The organism is Streptomyces sp. DH10 (genome assembly GCF_029813805.1).
Classification (GTDB): Bacteria; Actinomycetota; Actinomycetes; order Streptomycetales; family Streptomycetaceae; genus Streptomyces; species Streptomyces coeruleofuscus.
On the sequence record NZ_JARVKU010000005.1, the window covers coordinates 22,530 to 42,812 of the forward strand.

Annotated in this window: 15 protein-coding genes; 13 read left to right on the forward strand and 2 right to left on the reverse strand. The window is 71.6% G+C overall.

Annotation, left to right across the window (positions count from 1 at the left end):
- Positions 1 to 125 precede the first annotated feature (125 nt).
- On the forward strand, positions 126 to 1,643 hold the full coding sequence (locus QC385_RS12005; RefSeq protein ID WP_279541273.1) for an anthranilate synthase component I family protein: 1,518 nt from the start codon (positions 126 to 128) through the stop codon (positions 1,641 to 1,643).
- On the forward strand, positions 1,640 to 2,245 hold the full coding sequence (locus tag QC385_RS12010; RefSeq protein ID WP_279541274.1) for an anthranilate synthase component II: 606 nt from the start codon (positions 1,640 to 1,642) through the stop codon (positions 2,243 to 2,245). Before QC385_RS12005 ends, QC385_RS12010 begins: the two co-directional genes overlap by 4 nt.
- On the opposite strand, the gene pdxR is transcribed toward QC385_RS12010, so the two are convergent.
- Entirely contained in the window at positions 2,232 to 3,620 is a 1,389-nt protein-coding gene (gene pdxR / locus QC385_RS12015) for a MocR-like pyridoxine biosynthesis transcription factor PdxR (RefSeq protein WP_279541275.1), read from the reverse strand. The two genes, QC385_RS12010 and pdxR, sit on opposite strands and share 14 nt — an antisense overlap.
- A 134-nt stretch (positions 3,621 to 3,754) precedes the next feature.
- On the opposite strand from pdxR, the gene trpD reads away from it, so the two are divergent.
- The gene (gene trpD / locus QC385_RS12020; RefSeq protein WP_279541276.1) at positions 3,755 to 4,831 is read left to right on the forward strand and encodes an anthranilate phosphoribosyltransferase; all 1,077 of its coding nucleotides are present in this window, start codon (positions 3,755 to 3,757) and stop codon (positions 4,829 to 4,831) included.
- A 213-nt stretch (positions 4,832 to 5,044) separates the two neighbouring features.
- On the opposite strand, the gene trpC is transcribed toward trpD, so the two are convergent.
- Complete coding sequence (gene trpC, locus QC385_RS12025) at positions 5,045 to 5,833, reverse strand: indole-3-glycerol phosphate synthase TrpC (RefSeq protein WP_279541277.1); 789 nt, start codon at positions 5,831 to 5,833, stop codon at positions 5,045 to 5,047.
- A 402-nt stretch (positions 5,834 to 6,235) separates the two neighbouring features.
- Here trpC and QC385_RS12030 point away from each other — a divergent pair, with 402 nt between their 5' ends.
- The 10 genes from QC385_RS12030 to QC385_RS12075 all read left to right on the forward strand — a co-directional run bounded on the left by QC385_RS12030 (position 6,236) and on the right by QC385_RS12075 (position 20,275).
- The gene (locus QC385_RS12030; protein ID WP_279541278.1) at positions 6,236 to 9,406 is read left to right on the forward strand and encodes a non-ribosomal peptide synthetase; all 3,171 of its coding nucleotides are present in this window, start codon (positions 6,236 to 6,238) and stop codon (positions 9,404 to 9,406) included.
- 8 nt (positions 9,407 to 9,414) lie between these two features.
- Positions 9,415 to 10,953, forward strand: coding sequence for an argininosuccinate lyase (locus QC385_RS12035; protein ID WP_279541279.1), 1,539 nt, complete (start codon positions 9,415 to 9,417; stop codon positions 10,951 to 10,953).
- Between the two features lie 71 nt (positions 10,954 to 11,024).
- Positions 11,025 to 11,882: a GHMP family kinase ATP-binding protein gene (locus QC385_RS12040; RefSeq protein ID WP_279541280.1), complete on the forward strand. Its 858-nt coding sequence runs from the start codon at positions 11,025 to 11,027 to the stop codon at positions 11,880 to 11,882.
- Between the two features lie 48 nt (positions 11,883 to 11,930).
- The gene (locus QC385_RS12045) at positions 11,931 to 14,186 is read left to right on the forward strand and encodes a pyridoxal-phosphate dependent enzyme (protein WP_279541281.1); all 2,256 of its coding nucleotides are present in this window, start codon (positions 11,931 to 11,933) and stop codon (positions 14,184 to 14,186) included.
- A gap of 68 nt (positions 14,187 to 14,254) precedes the next feature.
- Entirely contained in the window at positions 14,255 to 15,196 is a 942-nt protein-coding gene (locus QC385_RS12050) for a hypothetical protein (protein WP_279541282.1), read from the forward strand.
- Positions 15,193 to 15,369 carry a hypothetical protein gene (locus tag QC385_RS12055; protein ID WP_279541283.1) on the forward strand — a complete coding sequence of 59 codons (177 nt, stop codon included), beginning with the start codon at positions 15,193 to 15,195 and terminating at the stop codon, positions 15,367 to 15,369. The genes QC385_RS12050 and QC385_RS12055 overlap by 4 nt, the downstream gene beginning before the upstream one ends.
- A 177-nt stretch (positions 15,370 to 15,546) precedes the next feature.
- Positions 15,547 to 17,793 (forward strand): MMPL family transporter, encoded by a 2,247-nt coding sequence (locus tag QC385_RS12060; RefSeq protein WP_279541284.1) that lies wholly within the window; start codon positions 15,547 to 15,549, stop codon positions 17,791 to 17,793.
- 277 nt (positions 17,794 to 18,070) lie between these two features.
- Entirely contained in the window at positions 18,071 to 18,802 is a 732-nt protein-coding gene (locus tag QC385_RS12065; protein WP_279541285.1) for an AfsR/SARP family transcriptional regulator, read from the forward strand.
- A 147-nt stretch (positions 18,803 to 18,949) separates the two neighbouring features.
- A complete protein-coding gene (locus tag QC385_RS12070) occupies positions 18,950 to 19,939 on the forward strand; it encodes a LysR family transcriptional regulator (protein WP_279541286.1) in 990 nt (329 codons plus the stop codon).
- Positions 19,940 to 20,017: 78 nt separating this feature from the next.
- Positions 20,018 to 20,275, forward strand: a complete 258-nt coding sequence (locus tag QC385_RS12075; protein ID WP_279541287.1) for an acyl carrier protein — start codon at positions 20,018 to 20,020, stop codon at positions 20,273 to 20,275.
- Positions 20,276 to 20,283: the final 8 nt, after the last annotated feature.

The following is a 20,283-nucleotide window of genomic DNA, read 5'->3' on the forward strand; positions in this document are numbered from 1 at the left end:
GAAGTGGTCCGGCTGCGCCGGGACCAATTGGTCTGGCTCCCGAAGGAAAGCGGCTGATTTTCTGAGCGTGGTGAGCGAACGGCTCGTCGGCCAGTCGACAACACCGAATTCACAGGGGGTTTGCCATGTCGATGCAGAAACGGATCAAGGTGCGGGTGGCCGCTGCCGAACTACCGCACCACGACCCACTCGAACTGTACGAGCGGCTGCGCGACGTGTGCCGGGCGGAGGACGTCTTCCTCTTCGAGAGCAGGGACGGCGCCGCTCCCGACCGCCGGTCCGCCGTCCTCGGTCTGGGCCGCCTCGCCGAGATCCGGGTCTTCGCCGAACACGTGGAGATCGACGGCGTGTCCGGCGTGGCGCCGGTTCTGGCCCGGGCCGCGGAGGAGGCAGGCCTGCTTCCCGAGGAGCCGCCGCACGGCACCGCGGCGGGCACCCTCAGGCTGCGCATGACCGACTCGGCTGCCGTCTGGCGTCTGCTGCCCCTGGCACAACAGGTGTTCCGGGTGGAGACCGACGTACCCGAGACGTCGTACGCCTTCGGGTTCCTGACCTCGCTCGCCTATGAGTCCGTCTGGCACATGGAGACGCTGCCGCCCCGCACCAAGGAGGCGAACGGGCCCGACATCACGCTCACGCTCTTCCGGGATGCCGTGTGGTACGACCTGACCACTGCCACGGTGCGTCATCTCACGGCCGAGAGCGCGGAGTTCGGGGACCGCTCACCGAACCTCCCGTCCGTCGCGGAGCTGGCCGTGCGGGTGGCCCGCGAGCCGGTCGGCCCGGCCGCCGTGCCCGCCGCGCCCACTCCCTCGTCCGTGCACGACACCGTCAGCCGCGAGACCTTCCTGTCGTGGGCCCACCGGTGCCTGGAGCACATCCGGGTCGGGGACATCTACCAGATCCAGATCGGCCACCGCATCGACGTGAGCACCGAGCTCACCCCGATCAAGGTGTACCGGCGGCTGCGCGGCCGCAACCCCTCGCCGTACATGTACCTGATGCCCCGCGCCGGCAACCTGCTCATCGGTGCGAGCCCCGAGCTGTACTTCCGGATCGAGGGCGGCGAACTCGAGATGCGGCCCATCGCGGGCACCGCCCGCCGCGGGCCGGACGACGAGGAGAACGCGCGCCGCGTCAAGGAGATGCAGGAGAGCACGAAGGAACGAGCCGAGCACGTCATGCTCGTCGACCTCTGCCGCAACGACATCGGGCGGGTGAGCCGCCCAGGCACCCTGCCCGTGGACCGGCTGATGGCCGTGGAGTCCTACTCCCACGTCTTCCATCTCGTCTCCACCGTCACCGGACGTCTCGACGAGGGCATGGGCACCTGGGACGCCGTGTGCGCGACCTTCCCGGCGGGGACGATGACCGGCGCGCCCAAGGTGCGGGCCATGGAGATCATCGACGGTCTCGAAGGGGAGCGCCGCGGCAGCTACGCGGGCGCCGTGGGCCTGGTGGACGTGCGCGGGTGGAGCGAACTCGCGCTGTGCATCCGCTCGATCGAGTACGACGGAGCCACGTACTCCACGCAGAGTTCGGCCGGCCTGGTGGCCCAGTCGGACCCCGAGTCCGAGTGGCGCGAGACGCTGGCGAAGATGGGTGCCGCCTACTGGGCGCTCACCGGGGAGGAGTTGCGATGAAGGTCCTGCTGATCGACGCGTACGACAGTTTCGTGCACATCATCGACCAGTATCTGCGCCACCTCGGCGCGCAGACGCGGGTCGTGCGCTCGATGACCCGCTCCGCCGCCGAACTGGCCGGGTACGAACCGGATGCCGTGGTGCTCGGGCCGGGGCCCGGGCATCCGGCCGACTCGGGCCACGTCGAGCTGGTGCACGAGTTCGCCGGCCGGGTGCCGTTGCTCGGCGTGTGCCTGGGGCACCAGGCCATCGCCCTGGCGTACGGAGGGCGGATCGAGGTGGCCGACCAGGTGATGCACGGGCGGATCAGCACCGTGCAGCACGACGGCACGGGCCTGTTCACCGGGCTCGGGCACACGCTCCAGGCCACCCGGTACCACTCCCTCGTGGTCGCCGAGCCGCTCCCGGACGCCCTGGTGACCACGGCCGTCGCCGTCGACCACGGCTATGTGATGGGCCTGCGGCACCGCACCCTGCCCGTGGAGGGCGTCCAGTTCCACCCCGAGTCCGTGATGACCACCGGGGGCCTGACCCTGATGGAGAACTTCCTGGCCATGACAGCGGATGACCGCGGCCGGCAGCGGCCGCTCAGCGGGATCTGACGTCCGCCAGCACCCGGACGGCCTCGGTGATGCCCGAGCGCGGCAGATGGGCGTGGCCCACGACGAGTGCGGGCGCGCCCCGTCCTGGACGGGCGTGGAAGGCCGCGCCACCACGCACCGCTACGGAGCGGCGCAGCGCCCCGGCCACCAGCGCCGCCTCGTCGGTGTGCCGGGGCAGCCTGACGTACGTGTGCAGCCCCGCCGCCCGGCCGAGCACGTCGGCGCCGGGCAGATGCCGGCGGACCGCCTCTTCGAGGGCGTGACGGCGGCTGCCCGCCCGGGAGTTGAGTCTTCGCAGGTGACGGTCGAGCAGTCCGCTGCGCAGCAGCTCGGCGAAGGCCAGCTGGGTGAGGGTCTCGGTGCCCAGGTCGTGCCGGGCACGCTCACGCAGCAGCCGGTCCAGCAGGTCGGGCGGTGCGGCCAGCCAGCCGAGCCGCAGCCCCGGGGCGAGGGACTTGCTCGCGGTGCCCGCGTACACGACGCGTTCGGGGGCGAGGCGTTGCAGCGCCAGGGGGCGGGGCCCCTGTTCGTACCACAGGCCCCCGTCGTAGTCGTCCTCGATGATCAGGCCGTCGACGTCCCGGCTCCAGCGCACGAGCTGCTCGCGACGGTCCTCGCTCAGGGTCACGCCGGTCGGGAACTGATGCGCCGGGGTCACGAGGACGGCGCGCAGGTCCGTCGCGGCCAGCGCCGCCACGTCCAGGCCCGCCTCGTCGACGGGCAGTGGCACAGGACGCATTCCGCATTCCTGGAGGAACTGCCGCTGTCCGGGATGGCCCGGGTCCTCCACGCCGATCGCCACGCCCCCGTCCCGGCGGAGCACCGAACACAGCAGGTCCAGCCCCTGGGAGAACCCGCCCACCACGGCCAGACGCTCGGCCGTGGTCCGTACGCCGCGTGTCCGGCCCAGGTACTGGGCGAGCTCGAGGCGCAGCGCGGGGGCTCCGGCCAGTGGCGGATAGGCGTGCGCCGAGGGGGTGGCCGACCGCAGCGCGCGCTCATAGCAGGTGAGCCACTCGCGGCGCGGGAAGTCGGGCAGGTTGCCGCCGCCGGGCCGCAGGTCCCAGCGGACCTCGGGCACCCGGTCCGCCCCGAGGAGCGTCGGCACGACCGCCGGGGTGGTCACGTGTCCGACGACCCGGGTGCCGGCGCCCTGGACGGCCTCCAGGTATCCCTCGGCGACGAGTTGGCCGTACGCCTCCACGACCACGCTGCGCGAGACGTCCAGGTCGCCGGCGAGACGGCGGCTGGAGGGCAGACGCGTTCCCGCGTGCAGGCTGCCCGCCGCTATCTCGCTCTTGATGAAGCTCTGTATCTGGGCGGTCAGAGAGACCTCGGAATCCCGGACGACCGCGACCGCCATGTGCAGGGACATGACCTTTTCTCTCCTTCTGAATTGGACTGCATCTCTCATGCGCCAGTGGTCTGGCCGCGGTCTGCGACCGGACGCGAAACTGGTCGCACCGATCGACGTTCGATTCGCCCCGCAGACGTCCGAGGAGAATTCACATGACAGCTGGACCGCAGAGTTTCAGTTGGCCCGAATTGCTGAATTCGCTGCTCGACCTGAAGGACCTTTCCGCGCGGGAGAGCGACTGGGCGATGGATCAGGTGATGTCCGGCGTCGCGGGGCCGGTCCGGCTGGCCGGGCTCCTGGTGGCGCTGCGGGCGAAGGGCGAGACCGTCGAGGAGATCGAGGGTCTGGTCAGCGCCATGCGGCGGCACTCGGTACCGCTCGACGTGCCGGGCCCCACGGTGGACATCGTGGGCACGGGCGGGGACGGCTCGAACAGTGTCAACATCTCCACCCTCTCGGCGATCGTGGCTGCCGGGGCCGGTGCGCGGGTCGTCAAGCACGGCAACCGGTCCGCGTCCTCCGCCTGTGGATCGGCCGACGTCCTGGAGGAGCTGGGGGTGGCGCTGAAGCTGCCCGCGGACGACACCGCCGCCGTCGCCGAGGAGGTCGGCATCACGTTCTGTTTCGCGCCGGCGTTCCACCCCGCCATGCGGCACGCGGCGGGGCCGCGCCGCGAACTCGGGGTGCGCACCGTCTTCAACGCCCTGGGCCCGCTGCTCAATCCGGCCTCGCCCACCGGTACGGCGATCGGGGTGGCGGAGGCGCGGCTCGGGCCGCTGCTGTCAGGGGTCCTCGCCCGGCGCGGGTCCAACGGGCTCGTGTTCCGGGGCGACGACGGGATGGACGAACTGACGGTCACCACAACCTCCACGATCTGGTCGGTCACGGACTCCGGTGTGCGCAGGGAGACCTTCGATCCGCGGGACGTCGGCATCGCGCTCGCCGCGCCCGGCGCCCTGCGGGGCGGCGACCGGGCGCACAACGCCCGGGTGGCGCGTGAGGTTCTTGCCGGTGCGCGCGGCCCGGTGCGCGACGCGGTGCTGCTGTCGGCGGCGGCCGGTCTCGCCGCGCTGGAGCCAGGCGGTGCGCGGTCGGTCACGGAACGACTGGCGGCGGGGATGGAGCGGGCGGCGGAGTCGGTCGACTCGGGGACGGCGGCAGCCGTGCTGGAACGGTGGGCGGCCGTAACGACCAAGCGGGCGCAAGCGGCGGAGCCGGCGCACCGGTGAACCCCGGCCGGCGTCCGGGGTCTCGCCTCGCGGCACCCGGGCTCCGCCCCGCGGCACCCGGGGGCTCGGGGCCCCGGCGGACCGCCCGACTGGCGGGACGCGGCGCCGCGCGAGGAGCACGGGTGAGCGAAGTGCGGTGGGCGCGCCCGCGAGGACGCGCGCACCGGGTCCCAAACCCGCCGACCACCCTTGGCCACGCAAGCCGACCAGCCCCTAGACGCACGGCGCGGACAGGAGTCCGCTCACCGCCGTTCGGGGGTCGCCGTGGGTGACCAGGGCCTCGCCGACGAGGACGGCGTCCGCGCCCGCGCGGGCGTACGCCGCCACGTCCCCGGGCCCCCGGACACCGGACTCGGCGATCCGCACGAGGTCCCCGGGGATGTGCGGCGCGACCCGCGCGAAGGTGCCGCGCTCCACCTCCAGCGTCGTCAGGTCGCGCGCGTTGACGCCGATCACCCTGGCGCCGACGGCCACCGCGTGCTCCGCCTCCGCCTCGTCGTGCACCTCCACCAGCGGCGTCAGGCCGGCCTCGCGCGACAGTGCGACGAGTTCGGCCAGCCGGGTCCGGCCCAGGGCGGCGACGATCAGGAGCACCAACTCGGCGCCGTACGCACGCGCCTCCCACACCTGGTACGGGTCCACGACGAAGTCCTTGCGCAGCACGGGGACATCCACCCGGGCGCTCACCGCCTCCAGGTCCGCCAGGGAGCCCGCGAACCGGCGCCCCTCGGTCAGGACGCTGACCGCGGCCGCGCCGCCTGCCGCGTAGTCGGCGGCGAGGGCGGCCGGGTCACGGATCTCGGCGAGCGGTCCCCGCGAGGGGCTGGCGCGCTTCACTTCCGCGATGACACGGACCCGCGGCCCGCGGCGCAGCAGCGGCACGCAGTCCCGCCCGGCACCCCGTGCCAGGGCCTGCTCCCGTACCTCTGCTTCGGGCCTGTGCTTCCGGCGTGACGCCACGTCCTCGCGTACGCCCCTGAGGATGTCGTCCAGAGCGTTCATCGCTGTCTGTTCCCTCCCTGACCTGCGGGCTCCGACCGGACGATAAGCGTTCGGACCAGGCCGGGAACACGTCCTTAAGCAGCGGCGAAAACTCCGACGTGAGGGCGCGCGAACGGCGCGGCGAGTCGTTCCGGTCACCGTGACACCGCCAACGGCCGGCTGGGGGAACGCCGGTGGCGGTACGTCAGTGGCCTGTCAGTGCCTGTCGACAGCATGGTCACGAAGGCAATGCCGAGCAACACATTCTTCCGTCCATTCCTCGGTAGGTTGGCGATCACGGTGTCGAAGACTTTGGGCTGTTCAGTCGCGGTCGGGACGACGGACGAGCGCGGTGCGGGGGATGTCGGGGCGGCCGTACGCGTTCCGCGATGGACCACAGGTGAGACGGGCGGGTGGGTCCAAGTGACCGCCGGACTCGTCCTGCCCCCCGACCTGACCGCGCGGCTGCGCACGGTGGCCGCCGCGTGCGCGGCCCCGCTGGACGCCGTGCTCCTGGCCGCGCACCTGAGGGTGGTCGCGGCGCTGACCTCCGACCAGAACCCGGTCACCGGGTATGTGCCCGCCGGCGGCGACCCCGCCGCGCCACGCTCGCTGGGCGTCAGGGGCGTGCTGCGCCACAGCTGGCACGAACTCGTCCGGCAGGCCGCGGAGGCGAGCCGGCGCGCCCCGTCACCGGGCATGGCCTCCGGGCCGTACCACGAATCCGTCCTGGACGTGTCGTCCACGGATCCGGCCCCGCAGGACACACCGCCGTTGTGGGTGCGCATCGCCCTGCGCGCGGGCCGTGTCACCGTGAGCGCCCGGTCCCGGACGGACGTCATGTCCGAGGAGCACCTGGCCCGGATCGTCGGTTACCACGGACGGGCCCTGGAACTGCTGGCCGCCCATCCCGACGCACCGGCGGGCGAACGCAGCCTGCTCGCCGAGGACGAACGTCACTTCCAGGTCTACGGGCTGGCGGGCCGGGCGGAGCCCTTCGACGGGGGGCTGTTCGTCGAGCGGTTCGAGGAACAGGTCCGGTCGACGCCCGACGCGGTCGCGGTGTCGCACGGGAGCCGGTCATGGACCTACGAGCGGCTCAACGCGAGCGCCAACCGCATCGCCCACGCGCTCCTGGCGGACGGTCTGCGCGACCAGGACGTGGTGGCCGTCGTCATGGAGCGCGGTCTGGAGTGGGCGGCGGCCACGATAGGCGTGCTCAAGTCGGGTGGCTGCTACCTCCCGGTGCAGCCGGACCTCCCGGCCGCCCGGATCGCCGCGCAACTCGACGGCGCGGGGTGCAGGTTCGTGCTCGAAGACGGTGAAAGCCCCGATGCCACCGGGAGCGAGGGGGAAGCGCCCCGCTCCCTGGACGTTGCGGCCCTGTGCGCCGGAGCCGGGAGCCACGGTCCCGACGCACGGGCCACCGGCAACCCGGACCGGCAACTCGCGCCCCGCGGGCTCGCCTACATCTACTTCACGTCCGGCTCCACCGGCACGCCGAAGGGCGTCATGTGCGAGCACGCGGGGTTGCTGAACCACCTGTTGATGAAGGTCGCGGACCTGGAACTCGGCTCCGGCGACGTGGTGGCGCAGACCGCCGCACAGTCCCTGGACATCTCGCTGTGGCAGCTGATCGCCCCCCTCCTGACCGGTGGCAGTTCACGCATCGTCGACACCGACGTGCTCCTGGACGTGGACCGCTTCATCACGGAACTGACCGCGTCACGGGTCTCCGTCGCACAGTTCGTCCCGTCCTACTTCGACGCGCTGATCACGGCCCTGGAGCGGAGCCCTCGCGGCCTCGGCCGGGTGCGCGCCGTCTCGGTGACCGGGGAGGAACTGAAACCGGCGCTGCTGCGACGCTGGTTCGCGTGTCGTCCGGGCATCCGGGTGGTCAACGCGTACGGCGCGACCGAGGTCTCCGACGACACCATGCACGAGTTCTTTGACCGGATGCCGGAGCGCGGGCCCGTCACGCTCGGACGGATGCGGCGCAACGTGCACGGGTACGTGCTGGACGAGCAGGGCGGGCTGGCGCCGCTCGGTGCGACCGGAGAGATCGTCTTCTCCGGTGTCGCGGTCGGCCGTGGCTACGTCAACGACCCCGAGCGGACCCGGGCCGCGTTCGTGCCCGATCCGTTCCGGCCGGGACAGCGGATGTACCGGACGGGTGACTTCGGGCGCTGGCTGCCCGGAGGCCGGCTCCAGTTCCTCGGCCGCCGCGATCAGCAGGTCAGGATCCGCGGATTCCGCGTCGAGACCGGTGAGGTCGAGAACCGGCTCCTGGCCCTGGACGACGTGAAGGACGCGGTGGTCGTCACTTCGGGGACGGACGACCGGCACCGGATCCTGGTCGCCTTCCTGGTCGGCACCGTCCGCCGCGAGGCCGACAGCGTCCGGGCCGCCCTGGCCCACCATCTGCCGGACTACATGATCCCCGCGTACTGCCACTGGCTCGACGCCCTACCGGTCAGCGACAACGGGAAGGTGGACCGAAAGGTGCTCACCGAGCTGGCCGCCACGCTCGGGCACGCCGGCGTGCCCAGCACGGCGCCCACCACGCCCACCGAACAGCGCCTCGCGATGGCCTGGGCGGAGGCGCTCAACGTCCCGTTGCAGAGCATCGGGCGGGCCGACGACTTCTTCTCGCTCGGCGGTACGTCGCTCGCGGCGACGTGGCTCGTCGTGAAGCTGGACCGGCTCGTCTCGCTGGCCCAGATCATCGCCCACCCCATGCTGTCCGACCTCGCCGCCGTCGTCGACGCGGGCCGGGGCGCGGCACCCGAGGAGCCGGGAGCCGGCCTGCTCCGCCCGCTGACGGGTGCGCTCACGGACCGGGCCGTGCCCAAGGGCCGCCTGGTCTGCTTCCCCGGCGCGGGCGGCAACGCCGTCAACTTCCTCGCACTGGCCCGGGAACTCGCTCCCAGTGGCGTCGAGGTGTACGGCGTGGAGCTGCCCGGACACGACTTCGTCCCCGGCGCGCAGGACCTGGCGGAGGTGCCGGAGGTGGCGCGTCGGGTGGCGCATGAGCTGGGCCGGCTGACCGCCGTACCGCTCGTGCTGTGGGGCCAGCGCGAGGGAGCGGCGCCCGCGCTCGCCCTGGCCCGGCTGCTGGAAGACGGCCCGTCGGCACCACGCCGGGTCCTCCTCGGCGGTGTCGACACGGGCTGGCCGGCCGGGGCGCGGGCGCGCATGGACCGGTCCCGTGCCATGAGCGACCAGGACGTCGCCGCCGGCCTGCTGCGTGAGGGCGCGTACGTGGAGTTCGACGGGCTCAAGCACGAGCGGGCCCGCCTACTCGGGCCCGCCTACCGGCACGACGTGCGATCGTCCGGAGCCTTCCTGCTGGCTGCCCGGCAGGACCCGGAGGCCCACCGCGTCAAGGCGGGCATCGAACTCGTCGTCGAGGACGGCCCGGACGCGGCGGCCGGAGAGCCGGGCCACGGTCACTGGGACTGGCGGCTCCTCTGCGACGAGGTGACGCACCGCCGGCTGCCGGGCGGGGGAGCGCACTTCCCGCGCACGCGGGCGGCCGACGTGAAAGACGCGGTGCTGACCGCGCTGAACCGAACCGCCCCTTCGTCCCCGTGAGGAAACGCATGCCCAACGACCATGTGACGACGGTGAGTTCCAGTGGTCCGGGCGGGTTGACCGGACGGATCGCCTCCGGCCCCGACGCGCTCTTGCGCGCCGAGGTGCTGGAGCCGCAGCTCCGTTTCGAGATCGACGCCCTGCTGCCCTGGTACGTGCAACTGGAGAAGGTGCTGCTGCTGGAGTACCGCAGGCTCGGCCTGCTGGACGGCGCCCAGGTCGGCGCCATCGCCGACCTGCTCGACCGGGTCACTCCCGAGGCCATCGCCCGGGAGGCCGAGGAGAGCATGAGCGACATCGCCTTCACCCTGGAGCGCCATGTCACCCGCCGGCTGGCCGCGGTGCCGCCGGCATGGCACGTCGACCGCAGCCGCAACGACCTCCAGGCAACCGCCCAGGTGATGCACGGCCGTGCGCGACTGCTGGAGTGCGCCGAGGAGCTGATCGCCTTCGGCCGCGCCGCGCACCGATCGGCCGGGCGCGGCGCCGGACTGGCCATGCCCGGCTACACCCATATGCAGCCGGCCCAGGTGATCAGCCCCGGGTTCTACTTCGCCGCACTGTGCGATCAGGTGCTGCACACCCTGGAGCGGCTGGAGTCGGTGTACCGGACCGCCGACGCCTCGCCGATGGGCGCGGGAGCGATGGCAGGGCAGGAACTCCCCTGGGACCGGGGCCGGATGGCCTCCCTGCTGGGCTTCACCGGCGTCCGTACGCACGCGCTGCGGGCGGTGGCGCAGCGGGACTGGGCGCTGGAGGCGTGCGCGGAGTTCTCACTGCTGGGCGTCGCGTTGAGCCGCTTCGTCACCGACCTGATGTCCTGGGGCAGCGCGGGATACGGCTTCATCGACCTGCCGGACCACTGGTCGGGCATCTCCTCGGCGATGCCGCAGAAGAAGAACTACCCGGTGCTGGAGCGGATCCGGGCCCGTACGGCGCATCTCGGTGCGGCCTACACGGCCATCGCCACCGGGCAGCGCTCCACCCCCTACAGCAACTCCGTCGAGATCTCCAAAGAGGCAGGGGCGGGAGTGCCCGCCGCCTTCGACGCCGTCGGCTCGGTACTACGGCTGTTCGGCGCGGTGCTGGAGAACCTGCGGTTCCGGGAGGACCGGATGCGCGAGGCTTGTGAGAGCGAGTACCTGGGCGGGTTCACGCTCGCCAACCTGCTGACGTTGCGCGCCGGGGTTCCCTGGCGCACCGCCCAGGTGGTCGCCGGGCGCTACATCGTCCTGGCCGTCGAGCGCGGGCTGCCTCCCGCCGAGCCCGACGGCGCGTTGCTCGACACCGTGCTGGCCGCGGAGGGGCACGCGGCCGAGGACGCCGCGGGCCTGCTCGCCGAGGCGATGAGCGTGCCGGGCGGGCTGACGGCGAAGCGCTCGGACGGCTCGGCCCACCCGGACGCCGTGCGGTCCCTGCTGGCCGAACAGGAGACGGCGTTCGACGCGCTCGAGAAGCGCTGGGACGGCAGGCGGGCGGACATCGAGGCGGCGGCGGTCGAAGTCGACCGGTTGCTCGCCGGCCCGGAGGGGCGGCGGGAGTGGTGAGGTCCCCTGACACCGTCCTGAGGCAGGACGTCCCGGGGCGGCCCCCGGCGCCGTTCGCCGCGATGACGGGGATGAGTACCGCGTCCGGCACGTTCGGCGAGCTGCTTCAGGGCGTACTGCCCGAGGAGGACAGCGACTTCCTCGTCACCCTGCCCATCGCCCGCTGGGCCCGGGTGACCTTCCACGGCATGCCCGGCACCGACGTGCTGGAGGTGCAGCCGGCGCACAAGCACAAGGCGCTCCGGCTCACCAAGATGATCATGGAGTCCTCGGCGACGCCGATGGGCGGGGTGCTGACCATCGCGAGCACGCTGACCGAGGGCAAGGGGCTGGCCAGCTCGTCCGCGGACCTCGTGGCCACGGCGCGTGCAGTGGCCAACGCACTGGGCGAACCGATGCCGCCCCGGCGGATCGAGTCGCTGCTGGCGCGGATCGAGCCCACCGACGGCGTGCTGTACCCCGGCATCGTGGCGTTCTACCACCGCCGGGTGGCACTGCACACCGAGCTGGGGTCCCTGCCGTCGATGACCGTGGTGGGCGTAGACGAGGGCGGCGAGATCGACACCATCGCCTTCAACCGCATTCCGAAGCCCTTCTCCGCCGCGGACCGGGCGGAGTACGCGCGGCTGCTGGCGCGGATGGCCGGGGCCGTGGCCGGTGCGAACCTCGCCGAGGTGGGGGCGGTGGCCACGCGCAGTGCCCTGATGAACCAGGTGCTGCGCCCCAAGAGGACGCTCGACGACATGATCGGCGTCTGCCGGCAGGTCGGCGGGCTGGGCGTGGTGGTCGGCCACAGCGGGACCTGCCTGGGCGTGCTCCTCGACACGGCCGACCCCTCGTATCCGCAGCGGCTGGTGGCCGCCGCGAGCGCGTGCTCCGAGCTGGTCGGCAACGTCACGGTGTACCGGACCTTGAGCTTCGACCGATGAAATCCGGCGCTTCGCCGGCCCGGCGCACGGATGGGAAGAGAGAGCTACATGCTGAGCCAGAACGTGATCGAGGCCATCGGCCATACACCCCTGGTGCGTCTGGGGCTGGGGGCCGACCGGGACGTCCGCGTCTACGCGAAACTCGAGATGAACAACCTGTTCGCGATGAAGGACAGGGTGGCCAAGCAGATCATCACCGAGGCGCGCGGGACGGGGGAGCTGGCCGAGGGCGCGCCGATCGTGGAGAGTTCCTCGGGCACGATGGCCCTCGGAGTCGCCCTGGTGGGCACCGCACTCGGCCATCCGGTGCACATCGTCACCGACCCGCGGATCGACCGTACGACGCTGGCCAAGCTGGAGGCACTTGGCTGCGAGGTGCACGTGGTGCCCGCGATGGACGCCCACGGCTGGCAGGGCGCCCGGCTGACCCGGCTGCGGGAGATCATGGACAGCAACCCGGGCGCGTTCTGGCCGCGGCAGTACGAGAATCCGCAGAACCCGGCGGCCTACCGGTACCTGGCCGGGGAACTGCTCGCCGACCTGGACACGGTGGACGTCCTGGTCGGCGCGGTGGGCAGCGGCGGGTCGCTGTGCGGCACCTCACGTGTCCTGCGCGAGTCCCTGCCGGAGCTGTACGTGGCCGGGGTGGACTGCGTGGGCAGCGTGCTCTTCGGCCAGCCCGACCGGCCCCGGCGGCTCCAGAGCGGGCTGGGCAACAGCCTGCATCCGAAGAACCTCGACCATTCCCTGATCGACGAGGTCCACTGGCTCAACGACCACGAGGCCTTCGGCGCCACCCGCGAACTGGCCCGTGAGGAAAAGCTGTTCGCCGGAAACACCTCCGGATCGGTGTACCGGGTGCTGGGCGCCATGGCCGCCCGGGCCACGCCGGGCACGACCGTCGTCGGGATCTTCCCGGACCGCGGGGACCGTTACGCCGACACCGTCCACAGTGACGCGCACTGGACCGAGAAGGAGCTTCTGCGCCTGCCGGTCGCCACGGTGCCGCGTCAGGTCCTCGACGGCACGGAGGTGCACAGCTGGTCGTTCCGCCGCAACCGCGCGGACGCGCCGCGACCGGCGTTCGTCTTCGTGGAGTCCAACACCACCGGGACCGGCATGCTGGCGCTGCGGATCGCGGCGGAAGCCGGCTACGAGCCGGTGCTCGTGACCGGCGACTCCACCCGGTACGCGGGACTGACCGACACCGGCGCGACCGTCGTGGACTGCGACACCAACGACACCGGCGCGCTGGTCCGGGCGGTGACCAAGGCGTTCGAGCCCGGCTGCATCGCCGGGGTGTCCACGACCAGCGAGTTCTACCTGGTGGCGGCGGCCTCGCTGGCCAACGCGGTGGGGCTGCCCGCGGAGCGTGCCGAGGCGATAGCCGGCTGCCGGGACAAGGGGCGGCTGCGCGAGACCCTGCTGCGGGCGGGGATCGGACAGCCGCGGTTCGAGGTGGTCGAGGACGGACCGACCGCCGCCGCGGCGGCGGACCGGCTCGGGACGCCCTGCGTGGTCAAGCCGGTCGACGACTCGGGCTCGACGCGCGTGCGCCGCTGTGACTCCGCGCGGCAGGCCGCCGAGCTGGCCGAGGAGATCACGGCCCGGACCACCAACGGACGTGGGCAGGCCATGGCGGGTCGCGCACTGGTCGAGCAGTATCTGGACGCGCCCGAGTACAGCGTGGAGATGTTCGGCGTCGAGGGCGTGCACCGGCTGATCGGCATCACCGAGAAGACCGTGACCGGCGCACCGCACTTCGTGGAATCCCGGCACCTCGTGCCCGCCGATCTGTCCGCCGAGGCGGCGCGGGAGATGACCGGGACGGTGTCGGCCGCACTGGCCGCGACCGGCCTCAGCCGCGGGCCGAGCCACACCGAGGTGAAGCGCACCCCGGCCGGCAGTGCCGTCGTCGAGATCAATCCCAGGCTCGCGGGCGGCCTCATCCCCGAGCTCTACCGCCTCGCCACCGGTGTCGACCTGCTCGCAGCCCAGGTGACCTACGCGGGCGGAACCGCACCGCTGCTGCCCGACGGCTTCGCGCGCCATGCCGGCATCCAGTTCGTCCTGCCCACCGAGCAGGGCGTGCTGGAGCGCGTGGCCGGGCTGGAGGAGGCCCGGGCGGTCCCGGGCGTGGAGCGCGTGACGGTCACCGCCACCGCGGGCACGCAGATCGCTCCGCCCACGGACGCGTACGGGCGGATCGGGCACGTCGTCGCCGTCGGCGAGAGCCGTGCGGCGGTCGTCGAGGCCCTCGACCGGGCCGTCGCACTGATCCGTGTCGAACTGCGGGGACGGTGAACCGGACCGGCTCGCGGCCGCTCGCGCACCAGCGCCCACCGGCGCCGATCAGCGAAGGAGAAGAGACGATGACAGTCAGCAGACGAGGTGTTCTGCGGTCCGCCGCGGCCGTCCTACCGGCCATGGTGATCGGCGGTGCGCTGCCCGGCGCGGCGTCCGCCGCGACCCGTGCGACGCGGTGGCAGGTCTTCCCGGTCACCCCCGGTTCGAGCGCGTGGTACAGGTTCAGCCGGATCAGCTTCGCTCCGAACGGCACCGCCAAGGCCCTTGGGACCGTCGACTACTTCGTGGACGGCCCCATGGGCCCGATCCAGCAGGACCCGCTCGTCTGGAGCTTCGACGGGACGGCGTGGAGCGCGAGAGGGTTCGCCGCGAACACCAGGCCACTGAACGGCATCACGGTCACCGGCGCAGCCGACGCCTGGGCGGTGGGCGAGAAGTGGGACCAGGCGCAGATGCTGGACGTGCCCCAGCTGCTGCGCTGGGACGGCACGGCCTGGGCCGAGAGCATGGCCGGAGCCGAGTCCTTCGCCCGGCCCCGCCAGGTCTCCGGCACCGGGAGGGACGTCTGGGTGGTCGGCACGGCGACACAGTCGGTCGACGTACCGGCCGTGGTGCGCCGGAACGGTTCGAGCTGGGCCCCGGTGAGCCTGCCGAGCACGCTCGGCACCGCCGGTCTGATGACCGTTCAGGTCGTGGCGGCCAACGACGTCTGGGTCGCCGGCTCCGTCGGCACCGGCAGCGCACGCAGATCGCTGGTGATGCGCTGGAACGGGTCCTCGTGGACCGTGCTGCCCGCTCCGTTCGGCACCGCGGTGGGTCAGGTGACCTCGCTGCTCGTCAGGGGCGGCCAGTGCTGGGCCGCGGGGGCGGCCGCCAACAGGGGTTCCGTGGCCGTCTGGAACGGAAGCGCCTGGTCCGCCCGGAACCCGGCTTCCTCCAGCATCTCGGAGGTCACGCAGCTGGCGGCGCACGGCACCACGGAGGTTGGGTCGCGGGGGCGGGCGTGACGTTGCAGCGCTGGAACGGCTCCGCCTGGTCCCAGGCGGAGGGCCCGTCGGCAGCTCCGCTGACCGTGGGGGCGCTGGCGACAGGCCCGGACGGCGCCCTGTGGGTCGCTGGCTCCAAGGAAACCTCGTCGTCCAGTAGCTACTTCTTCGCCAAGCTCCCGACGGCTGCCTGACCTGGCCTTTCGGATGCCGACACGGACCCCGCCCCCGAATCCGGGGGGCGGGGTTCCGTGTCGTGTGGCCGGATGTGGCCCAACTGCCGTCCGGCGAGGGGGAGATGGCGTGAAGAGCGATTGACGCACGCTCTTACGCCTGTAAGCTCGGACTTACATGTAGAAGAGATTGCCGACGTGAGTAAGGGGCTGGAGACAGTGGAGAAACGCTCGGTCACCGTCAGGGTGGCGAGTTGGAGCGCGGCTCACCCCTGGCGCGCCATCGTGGGCTGGTTCGTCTTCGTCGCGTTGTGCCTCGGAGCGTCGGCCGCCGTGGGGACCAACAGCGCCACCACCGAGGACTACCGGGTCGGCAAGGCCGGGAAGGCGGAGGCGATCGCTACGGAGGGCGGCCTTCAGCGCCGGCCCGTCGAGCAGATCGTCATCGACTCCCCGTCCGGCGCGCTGGACGTGTCCGCGGCCCGGGCCGCGGCCGCCGACGTCACGGCGCGGATGGAGAAGCTCCAGGAGGTCGACCGGGTCGAGGAGCCGGTCCTCTCCCGCAACGGCAAGGTCCTCATGGTCCAGGTCGTCATGACGGGCGAGGAACTGGCCGCGCGCAAGAAGGTCGGTCCGCTGGTCGAGCAGACCGAGGCCGTGCAGAAGGCCCACCCCGGCGTACGGGTGGAGGAGACCGGCGGCCCTTCGATGAGCAAGGGCCTCGACCAGCAGCGCAGTGACGACCTCGCCTTCTCCGAGATGCTCACTCTGCCGGTCACCGTCATCACCCTGATGATCGCCTTCGGTTCGGTGATCGCGGCAGGTGTTCCGGTCCTGCTGGCGCTCTCCTCCATCGCCGCGGCCATGGGCCTGTCCGGCCTCGCCTCGCACCTCTTACCGGATGCGGGCGTCGGCAACAACATCATCCTGCTGATCGGCCTGGCCGTCGGCGTCGACTACTCGCTCTTCTACCTGAAGCGGGACCGTGAGGAGCGGGCCAAGGCCGGCGGCCGGCTCAGTTCGCAGGCCGTCGTGGAACTCGCCTCGGCCACCGCCGGCCGGGCCGTCGTGGTCTCCGGTTTCGCGGTGATCGTCTCGACCGCGACGCTCTACCTCGCGACCGACGTCATCTTCTCGTCCATCGCCACCGGCGCCATCATCGTCGTCCTGGTCGCCATGGCCAGCTCGCTGACGGTGCTGCCCGCCCTGCTGGCCAAGCTCGGTGACCGCTCCGAACGCCGTGCGGCCCGTCGCGCGGCCCATGGCAAGCGGACCAGGGACCACGGTGGAACGAGCAGGACGTGGAACGCGCTGCTGCGGCCCGCGACCCGGCGCCCCGGGGTCACCCTGCTGGTCTCGGTACTCATCATGCTGGGCCTGGCGGCGCCCGCCCTCGACCTGAAGCTGAGCGTGCTGGGGAGGGACACCTTCTCCCGCGAGATCCCCTCGGTGCAGACCTACGACCGGCTGACCGCCGCCTTCCCGGAGAGGCTCGTCCAGCACCAAGTGGTGGTGCGCGCCGACGCGGACCGCTCACCGCAGGTGGTGAAGGCGGTGGAGGACCTGCGCCGACGGGCCCAGGCGGACCCGCTGTTCGCCAAGGACGTCGAGTTCAAGGTCAGCACGTCCGACGACCGGCGGATCACCAGCCTGATGCTCTCCGTGCCGTTCAGGCCCAGCTCGCCCCAGGCGCTCCAGTCGCTCGACCGCGTCCGCGACGACTTCATGCCCGCGACCGTCGGCGAACTGCCCGGCGCCGAGGCGTACGTCACCGGTGACATCGCCCGCGACGTCGACTACCTGGATCACCAGAACTCCAAGCTCCCGCTGGTCGTCGGCTTCCTGCTGCTGGTGACGTTCGCCGTGACGGTGCTGGCCTTCCGCTCCGTGGTCATCGGCGTCATCGGCACCCTGCTCAACCTGCTCTCGGCGGCGTCCGCCTTCGGCCTGCTGGTGCTGGTCTTCCAGGGCCAATGGGCGGAGGGCATCCTCGACTTCCACTCCACCGGAGCGATCGGGGCCCGGGTACCGCTGTTCCTGTTCGTCATCCTCTTCGGGCTGTCGATGGACTATCAGGTCTTCGTGGTCAGCCGGATCAGGGAAGCGGTCATGCGCGGTCTGGACACCCGCAGGGCCGTACTGGAAGGGATCGGCAGCTCCGCGGGCGTGGTGACCAGTGCGGCGGTGGTCATGGTCACCGTCTTCGCCAGCTTCGTCTTCCTCAGCCTGGTCGAGATGAAGCAGATGGGCTTCGTCCTCGCCGCCGCGGTCCTGCTCGACGCCTTCATCGTGCGGATCATGATCCTCCCGTCGGTCCTGACCCTGCTGGGCAAGGCGAGTTGGTGGCCGTCCCGCGGGATGCGGTCGGCACAACCGAATCAGACCGGAGCGGCTGATTCTGTGAGTATCTCCTCGTATGGAATGCGGGAATCCGGGCGCGTCTGAACCATGGCTGCCCTCACCGGCAGCCGTCCGAACGGCCTTCTAATCCCCCGGGAAGGCCAGGTGCTGGGCCGCTCACCTGCTGAGCGGCCCAGCACCATGTTTTGGAATGACGCATTCCGCAGTCATATCTGCCAGGTATGGCAAAACCGCAGGGTTGGTATTTCTCATCGGCCTCCAGGCGGGCAAGGATTGGATCAGACGACGACGGGGGTATAAAAACGTGGAGATCCACATACTTGGATCACTTGTCCTCACTCAAGGCGCACAGAGCTGGGGCGTGACATCGAAGCGGGTGAGCTCGGTGCTCGCCCTGCTGGCCCTGGCCCCGGCCCAGCCCGTTCCGTTCGACCAGCTCGTGGACGAACTGTGGGGCGACGAGCGCATGACCAACGCGAAGAACGCCTTGCAGGCCAACGTGACCCGGCTGCGCAGACTCCTGGCGTCCGTGGCCGGGAGAGAGGGCCGGGAGCTCGTGCGCACCGTCGGCACCGGCTATCTGCTCGACGTGGCCCCCGAGTCGGTCGACGCCCACCGCTTCATGGCCCTCGCGGACCGGGGCGCCGCCCTGGTCGGCCAGGATCCCGCGATGGCGGTGCGCGTGCTGGAACAGGCACTGGGCATGTGGCGGGGCGCGGCCCTGCTGGACGTCAGCGAGGGGTTCCGCTGCCGGACGGCGTCCGTGCGTCTGGAGGAGCGCCGGCTCACCGCCTACGAGGACCTGGTCACCGCGAAACTGGCGGTCGGCGTGGAACGCGTGCCGGTGCCGGAGCTGCGTCAGCTGGCCGCCGAGCATCCCGGCCGCGAACGCCTCAGCGAACTGCTCATGCTGGCCCTGTACCGAGACGGACGGCAGACGGAGGCGCTCGACGTGTTCCACCGGACCCGCCGCCGCCTGGCCGAGGACCTCGGCGTCGAGCCGGGACGTTCCCTGCACGCCGTGTACGAGGCGATCCTCCATCAGGACGACGTCCTCGGGCGGCCCCACGGCTCCCTGATGCTCGCCGGCTGATCCATCGACCGGAAGCAGAAATTCCCGCCCCATCCGTCAACACCGTGATTCAATAACGCCGGTGTTACGGTGAGTCGTGCGTGCGCCCCTGCCCGGGGTGAAACGCGCGGTGCTGTGTACGGGGGAACGGGGAGGGCTGGGTCCGCTATGCGCGTCGAGTTACGGCATGCCCGACTCGTAGCCGCCATCGCGAGCGCCGGGAGCATATCCGCCGCCGCAATCCAGCTCAGTCTTCCGCAGCCCGCCCTCTCCTCCCAACTACGCCGCCTTGAGCGCGAGTTCGGAGGAGAACTCTTCATACGGTCGCACAGCGGCGTGGTGCCCACTCCGCTCGGCGAACGGCTGATCCCGATGCTCGTCGACCTGGCCCGGCGCGGTGACGCCCTCCTCGCCGAGGTGGCCGCGCAGAACACCAACACGCTGCGCGTCGGGAACGTGGAATGGACGCCGCCCGCCCTCAGGGACGCGATCGCCGCGTGCCTGCCCTCCGTCGAGGTGCAGACGGAGACGGTCGACCCGGCCGACGCGATGAGCGCGGTCGGTGAGGGGCTGCTCAACCTGGCACTCGTGCCCAGCCCGCCGAACCGTCAGTCGATCGACGTCAAGAAACTGCCGCTCAGCACGGCGGTCGTGGTCCGTGAGCCGATGTGGCTGGCCCTGCCGACCGACCACCCGCTGGCCGGGCAGGAACCCGTCGGCGCGGCCCAGCTGCGTTCGCTCGCCTGGGTCCGCTACGCGCGCGGCCACTGGTTCCACGACCACGAGAAGGCGGCCTTCGCCGATCTCCTCGACCAGCAGCCCGAGTCGGTGCACCGGGTCCGCGGGCACCATGAGGCGATGAGCTGGGTCCGCGAGGCCGGCGTGGCCGCGCTGACCGTTCCGACCGGTGCCACCAAGGACGTCAGCCTCGTCCCGATCTTGGACGCCCACACCTGCGAGCTGCTGCTGGTGTGGCGCACGGGGTCGATCAGCCGGTCGACCGTGGGGACGCTGCTGGAGAGCGTACGCAGCTACTACTGCGCCTACGCCCGCACGATACCGCGCTACTGGTCGTGGATGGTCGCCCATCCCGAGGGCTTCCGGGAGGTCCAGCCCTTTCTGACGGATCCTCCCCAGGACCTGCCCGGCCCGGGCTGAGCCGCTTCGGAACTCCCCGCCACACCGCGTCAGTTCGCGGTCAGTGGGCTGTCAGCCGCTTGCTCCAGCATCGTGTGCATGACTACTGCCACCAACGCCGAACGGCGTACCGAGATCAAGGGCATCATCTGCGACATCCTCGAGATCGAGCCGTCCGACATGACCGGCACCAGCCGGTTCAAGGAGGACCACGAAGCCGACTCGATGGGTGCCATCGAGATCCTCTCCACGCTTGAGCGGACGTACGGCATCGACCTCGACCAGAGCGTGCTGCCCCGCCTCGTCCACCTCGACGCGGTCGTCGCCGTCGTCGACCAGGCCGTGGCCGACAAGTAGCCGGCACT

Coding starts and splice junctions, on each gene's coding strand:
- QC385_RS12005 (WP_279541273.1), top strand. CDS start 126: ATGTCGATGCAGAAACGGATCAAGGTGCGGGTGGCCGCTGCCGAACTA.
- QC385_RS12010 (WP_279541274.1), top strand. CDS start 1,640: ATGAAGGTCCTGCTGATCGACGCGTACGACAGTTTCGTGCACATCATC.
- pdxR (WP_279541275.1), bottom strand. CDS start 3,620: ATGTCCCTGCACATGGCGGTCGCGGTCGTCCGGGATTCCGAGGTCTCT.
- trpD (WP_279541276.1), top strand. CDS start 3,755: ATGACAGCTGGACCGCAGAGTTTCAGTTGGCCCGAATTGCTGAATTCG.
- trpC (WP_279541277.1), bottom strand. CDS start 5,833: ATGAACGCTCTGGACGACATCCTCAGGGGCGTACGCGAGGACGTGGCG.
- QC385_RS12035 (WP_279541279.1), top strand. CDS start 9,415: ATGCCCAACGACCATGTGACGACGGTGAGTTCCAGTGGTCCGGGCGGG.
- QC385_RS12040 (WP_279541280.1), top strand. CDS start 11,025: ATGAGTACCGCGTCCGGCACGTTCGGCGAGCTGCTTCAGGGCGTACTG.
- QC385_RS12045 (WP_279541281.1), top strand. CDS start 11,931: ATGCTGAGCCAGAACGTGATCGAGGCCATCGGCCATACACCCCTGGTG.
- QC385_RS12050 (WP_279541282.1), top strand. CDS start 14,255: ATGACAGTCAGCAGACGAGGTGTTCTGCGGTCCGCCGCGGCCGTCCTA.
- QC385_RS12070 (WP_279541286.1), top strand. CDS start 18,950: ATGCGCGTCGAGTTACGGCATGCCCGACTCGTAGCCGCCATCGCGAGC.
- QC385_RS12075 (WP_279541287.1), top strand. CDS start 20,018: ATGACTACTGCCACCAACGCCGAACGGCGTACCGAGATCAAGGGCATC.